At 65.5% G+C, this 5,554-nt stretch carries 6 protein-coding genes and 1 pseudogene; 5 read left to right on the plus strand and 2 right to left on the minus strand.

All coding sequences use genetic code 11. The annotated features are described in order from the left end of the window. A pseudogene (locus WBF82_RS14300) lies at window positions 1–200 on the minus strand (hypothetical protein); the annotation flags it as partial. A 176-nt stretch (window positions 201–376) separates the two neighbouring features. Between WBF82_RS14300 and sodC the strand changes: the two are divergent. From sodC to WBF82_RS14315, 3 genes are read left to right on the plus strand one after another with little or no spacing between them, the layout of a single operon-like run. Next, window positions 377–1,090 carry a superoxide dismutase[Cu-Zn] gene (sodC, locus tag WBF82_RS14305; RefSeq protein ID WP_424383657.1) on the plus strand — a complete coding sequence of 238 codons (714 nt, stop codon included), beginning with the start codon at window positions 377–379 and terminating at the stop codon, window positions 1,088–1,090. After that, the gene (locus WBF82_RS14310; RefSeq protein WP_424383658.1) at window positions 1,071–2,222 is read left to right on the plus strand and encodes a glutamate--cysteine ligase; all 1,152 of its coding nucleotides are present in this window, start codon (window positions 1,071–1,073) and stop codon (window positions 2,220–2,222) included. The genes sodC and WBF82_RS14310 overlap by 20 nt, the downstream gene beginning before the upstream one ends. Further along, a complete protein-coding gene (locus tag WBF82_RS14315) occupies window positions 2,222–2,869 on the plus strand; it encodes an LON peptidase substrate-binding domain-containing protein (RefSeq protein WP_424383659.1) in 648 nt (215 codons plus the stop codon). The genes WBF82_RS14310 and WBF82_RS14315 overlap by 1 nt, the downstream gene beginning before the upstream one ends. 4 nt (window positions 2,870–2,873) lie before the next feature. Here WBF82_RS14315 and WBF82_RS14320 read toward each other — a convergent pair whose 3' ends face one another. Further along, window positions 2,874–3,731 carry an SAM-dependent methyltransferase gene (locus WBF82_RS14320; RefSeq protein WP_424383660.1) on the minus strand — a complete coding sequence of 286 codons (858 nt, stop codon included), beginning with the start codon at window positions 3,729–3,731 and terminating at the stop codon, window positions 2,874–2,876. Window positions 3,732–3,796: 65 nt separating this feature from the next. Here WBF82_RS14320 and WBF82_RS14325 point away from each other — a divergent pair, with 65 nt between their 5' ends. Together WBF82_RS14325 and WBF82_RS14330 are read left to right on the plus strand one after the other, a co-directional pair. Further along, entirely contained in the window at window positions 3,797–4,627 is an 831-nt protein-coding gene (locus WBF82_RS14325) for an enoyl-CoA hydratase/isomerase family protein (RefSeq protein WP_424383661.1), read from the plus strand. 2 nt (window positions 4,628–4,629) lie between these two features. Then, a complete protein-coding gene (locus tag WBF82_RS14330; protein WP_424383662.1) occupies window positions 4,630–5,475 on the plus strand; it encodes an SMP-30/gluconolactonase/LRE family protein in 846 nt (281 codons plus the stop codon). Window positions 5,476–5,554 lie beyond the last annotated feature (79 nt).

Below are 5,554 nucleotides of genomic sequence, written 5' to 3' on the forward strand. Positions count from 1 at the left end.
GCCCAGTCCTCGGTGTCGCTGCAGCGCGACAACCGATACCCAAACAGCTCCCCGATCGCGGCCAATCCGGCTGCAGCGGCCCGGTTCTCCGCCCGCGTCGCGGCGCAGATCCGATCCACCAGCGCCGCCGACTCCGCCGTCGTCGAGGGGTGCCGCCGCTCGAAGTACTCGTCGAACCGGGCTCGCACGTCTTCGAACATGCGTTCGAGCATCCCACAACCCACCGACAAAACTTGGGCGCAGCCTGCTGCCGGGCACGCATCGTCGCCGGGCTGGAGTTGATGATCCCGCTTGCCCCCTCGCCGCTGCGCGGGCTGGGAGGTACCCCCTCAGCGGGCCATTCCGGCCCGCGTCGTCGCCGGGATAGGCTCTCCCCATGGTTAAGCCCGCCACGCGCCGAAACGTTGCCGCCGTCACCGCATTGGTCCCGCTCGCCGCTTCGGTTGCGCTGTTGAGCGCCTGCAAGCCGAACCAGCCACCGGCGACCTCTCCCGGGACCACGCCGGCGATCTGGACGGGGTCGTCGTCGCCGTCACCGGCCGAGACGCAACAAAAGGGTGGGCCCGCGGTACCGGAGAGTCTCACCACCCACCTGATCGCGCCGGACGGCAGCAAGGTGGCGACGGCAAAATTCGAATTCGCCAATGGCTACGCGACAATCACCATTGAGACCACCGGGCAGGGCGGGCTGACTCCCGGATTCCACGGCGTACACATCCACTCAGTGGGCAAGTGTGAGGCCAACTCGGCTCCCCCCACCGGCGGAGCGCCGGGCGACTTCCTCTCGGCCGGTGGACATTTCCAGGCGCCGGGGCACACCGGCGACCCCGAAAGCGGCGACCTGACTTCAATACAGGTCCGCAAGGACGGTGCGGCACTGTTGGTGACGACGACCGATGCGTTCACCAAGGACGAGCTGCTGGCCGGTGCGGGGACTGCGATCGTCATTCACGCCGGAGCCGACAACTTCGGCAACATCCCGTCGGATCGCTACAACCAGGCCAATGGGTCGCCGGGCCCCGACCAGACCACGATGTCCACCGGCGACGCCGGCAAGCGGGTGGCGTGCGGTGTCATTGGTGCCGGCTAGCGCGCCGACGAGCAGGGCGCGCGCCCATCTCGACTTTGCCGGCTCACCCCGGCCAACCATCGGCGTCGAGTGGGAGTTCGCGTTGGTCGATGCGCAGACCCGCGACCTGAGCAACGAAGCTACTTCGGTGATCGCCGAGATCGGTGAAAACCCTTGTGTGCACAAGGAATTGCTGCGTAACACCGTCGAGGTGGTCAGCGGCGTCTGTGACAACACGGCACAAGCGATGGAGGATCTGCGCGGCACACTGCGACCCGCTCGCCAGATCGTCCGCGACCGCGGCATGGAGCTGTTCTGCGCCGGGACCCACCCATTCGCGCGGTGGTCCACCCAGAAGCTCACCGACGCGCCGCGCTACGCCGAACTGATCAAGCGCACCCAGTGGTGGGGTCGGCAGATGCTGATCTGGGGCGTGCACGTCCACGTCGGAATCTCCTCGGCCGCCAAAGTAATGCCGATCATGACCTCGCTGCTGCAGTACTACCCACATCTGCTGGCGCTGTCGGCCTCGTCGCCGTGGTGGGGCGGGGAGGACACCGGCTACGCAAGCAATCGGGCGATGATGTTCCAGCAGCTGCCCACCGCCGGGTTGCCGTTTCACTTCCAACGATGGTCGCAGTTCGAAGGCTTCGTCTACGACCAGAAGAAGACCGGCATCATCGATCATATGGACGAGATCCGGTGGGATATAAGGCCTTCGCCACACCTTGGCACTCTCGAGGTGCGAATCTGCGACGGGGTGTCCAACCTGCGTGAGCTGGGTGCGTTGGTGGCGTTGACGCATTGTCTGATAGTCGATTTGGACCGTAGGCTCGATGCCGGTGAGACACTACCGACCATGCCGCCCTGGCACGTTCAGGAGAACAAGTGGCGCGCCGCCCGCTACGGGCTGGATGCGGTGATCATTCTCGACGCCGAAAGCAATGAACGACTGGTTACTGAGGACATGATCGACCTACTTGACCGCCTCGAACCCGTCGCGACGTCGCTGCACTGCGTCGACGAGTTGGCCTCGGTGGCCGATATCTGGCGGGTGGGCGCGTCGTATCAGCGGCAGCGGCGCGTCGCCGAGGAACACGAGGGGGACCTGCGCGCCGTTGTCGACGCGCTGGTCGGTGAGCTGGATATCTGATGGTGAAAGCCATTCCGATGGCGATGTTTCCACTCCAGTCGGCGCTTTTGCCCGACGAGGACCTTCCGATGCAAATCTTCGAACCGCGCTATACCGCACTGGTACGGGACTGCGTGAGCGACGAAGATCCTCGTTTCGGTGTCGTACTGATTTCCCAGGGCCGCGAGGTCGGCGGCGGCGATGTGCGCTGCGACGTCGGGACGGTGGCCAGGATCACAGAATGCGTGGAGCTCGCTGACTCGGGCCGGTTCGTGTTGCGTTGCCGGACCGGCGAACGGATCCGGGTGTCCGAGTGGCTGCCCGACGATCCTTACCCCAAGGCCATGGTGCAGGCCTGGCCGGACGAGCCCGGCGAACCGGTGACCGCAAGCCAACTGGACGAGCTCGAATACCGGGTGATGATGTTGTTCGAGCGGATCGCGGCGGCCCGCAACTTTTCGTTGCCTGAGCGGGCCGTGCTCCTGGGTACCGACACTGACACCGCCGATCCCGGCACGCGGCTGTACACACTGGCGTCGCGTATTCCGATCGGCGCGGCCGACCGCTACTCGGTGCTGGCCTCCCCGTCGGCCGCCGAACGGCTTGCCGCGCTGAGCGAGGCGGTGGATTCCGTTGCGGCGGTAGTCGAATTCCAGCTCTCGGAGTAACGCGCTACATCGTGTTGAGCCGGGCGTCGATGAGCACGCTGCGGGGGACGAGATCCGCCACGTCGCCGTCGGGCAGGCGGTCGTAGCGTCCCATCAGCTTCAGCGCCTCGATCGCGGTGACCGCCCAGCCGCGTTCGGCCAGCCATTGGTTGACGTCGGTGCGCTCTTCGATGAACCACAGATCTCCGGTGTCCGGCAAGGATTTGCGGCGGCGCTCGAGGTAATCCGGGTCGAAGAAGCTTGGGCTCAGCGCATCGACGGCGATCCGGCTGCCGGGGGCACTGAGCTTCACGATCTGTTCGAACAACAGATCCTGTCCGGCGGCTGGCAAGAAGGGCAGTAACCCTTCGGCGGACCATGCCGTCGGTGTCGATGTGTCAAAACCAGCTTCGCGCAGGGCCGTCGGCCAATCTGCCCGCAGATCGATCGGCACCGCCCGACATTTGGTAGCAGGTCGAGCGCTCGTTGTGGCCAGCGCGTCCGCCTTGAACGCCAACACCTGTGGCTGGTCGATCTCATAGACGACGCTGCCTTCAACCCACGGCAACCGCCAGGCCCGGGCGTCCAGCCCGGCGGCCAAGACGACGGCCTGCTCGATGCCGTTGGCGCCTGCGGCGATGAAGTACTCGTCGAACCACTTGGTACGCACCGCCGCATAGCCGCCGATGATCGGCAGCCGTTGGGCCATCACGGACGGGCCCCAGCCGCGTTGGGTTGCGGCGTCGACGAAGAGCTGCGCATAGCGGTCGGTGAACAGGGGACAGTCGCAATCGGATTCGGCGGCGCGCGCCATGGCCACACCGAGCGCCGTCGCGCCGACGCTCTCTGTGATGTCCCAACTGTCGTCGTGAGTCCGCGCCATAAAACCAGGCTAATGAAGTTGGAAACCACGCGCTTAGTCCGAGGTGGCGTGGTGTACTTCGACGCGTGAGCCCCGATGTGCTGGTTGACGTCAACGCGGGTGTGGCGGTGCTCACACTCAATCGGCCCGAGCATCTCAACGCCTATACCGCTGAGATGGGCGCGCTGCTGAGCCAGGCATACCGGGGCTGCGACGAGGACGACGACGTCCGGGCCATCGTGCTCACCGGTGCGGGCCAGGCCTTCTGCGCGGGGGCGGATTTCTCGGGCAGCGCATCGCCGTTCGACGCCCCCGCCGAGGACACCCCGTTCTCCGCATCGCCGATCGACCCGGCCGCATTCGAGCTGCGCAAGCCGGTGATCGCCGCGATCAACGGCCACGCCATTGGCATCGGCCTGACCATTGCGCTGCAGGCAGATATCAGAATCGTCGCCGATGACGCCAAATACGGTGTGGTGCAAGTCCGCCGGGGCGTGATACCGGACTGCACGTCGCACTGGACACTGGCGCATCTGGCAAACCTGGGGGTAGCTGCCGAGGTACTACTCACCGGACGCACCTTCAATGGGACCGAGGCCGTCGCGTTCGGTGTCGCCAACAAATCGCTACCCGCTGGACGGGTGTTGGACCACGCCTTGGAGATGGCCCGCGACATCGCGACCAACGTGGCGCCGATGTCGGCGGCGTTGTGCAAGCGACTGCTGTGGGACAGCGCGATCAACAGCTATACCCCGCGACAGGTTGCGTCGCTGGAAACACAGCTGCACCATCGGGTGATGGGCAGCGACGACGCGCGTGAAGGAGTTACCGCCTTCCTCGAACGGCGGTCCCCGAGGTTTAGCGCGCAGCTCTCGGCCGACTGGACGCCCCTGCCACAACCTGAGCCGGAGCCGTGAGCATGCACATCGACGTGATCGCGGACGGACTCGGCTTCACCGAGGGGCCGGTGTGGCTTCCCGATGACCGCGTGGCGCTGACGTCGATCAGTCATGGTTGTGTCTACATCGTCGACCCGCGCGACGGTGCACTGGAACGCATCGACACTGGTGGCGGCCCAAATGGCTTGGCGTGCAGCACCGACGGCACGCTGTATGTAGCGCAAAACGGCGGTGCCTGGGGCGCAAGCAGTTCCGCCGAGCCAGGTGTTCAAGTGATCACCGCCGGGCGGGTCGACTACCTCGTCGAGGGGCTGGGAGCGCCGAACGATCTGGTGTTCGGTCCGGACGGGCGGCTGTGGATTACCGACACTCGCGGAGAGTTCGACGTCGGCACTCCCGATGCGGGCCTGCCCGGCCACGTGTATGCGACCGATGTCGCTTCGGGAGCCACCGAACAGGTCATCGACGACGGACCGGTATTCATCAACGGGCTTGGCTTTGCGGCCGACGGCTCGAGTTTGCTTGTGACAGCGACATTGTCGTCGCGGTTGCTGTCCTATGCGGTGGGCGAATGGGGTTCACCAGAACTCGTGCACATTTTCGCGGACGGCTGGCCTGACGGGATGGCGGTGAGCGCCCGCGGTGACTATTGGGTCGCGCTGACGGTCGGTGATCGGGTCGATGTCGTCGACGTCGCCGGCACGCGGGTCGGGTCGGTCGGGTTGCCGGCCGGATCGCTGGCCACCAACGTGTGCATCGGCGGTGAACGGTCCCACGAACTGTTCGTTACCGCAGCGCAAAGCCAGGCATTATTGCGAATTCGATTCGATGGTGACGAGCTCGAAGCGGTCCGCCTCAAGCCGTGAGCAGTTCTGAGAGCGCAATTCCGAGGTTGTGCAGGTTGGTCTCCAAGGAGTAGGTCCGGTCGACGGTCCAGTTGACGAT

This window comes from Mycobacterium sp. (assembly GCF_049673265.1).
Classification (GTDB): domain Bacteria; phylum Actinomycetota; class Actinomycetes; order Mycobacteriales; family Mycobacteriaceae; genus Mycobacterium.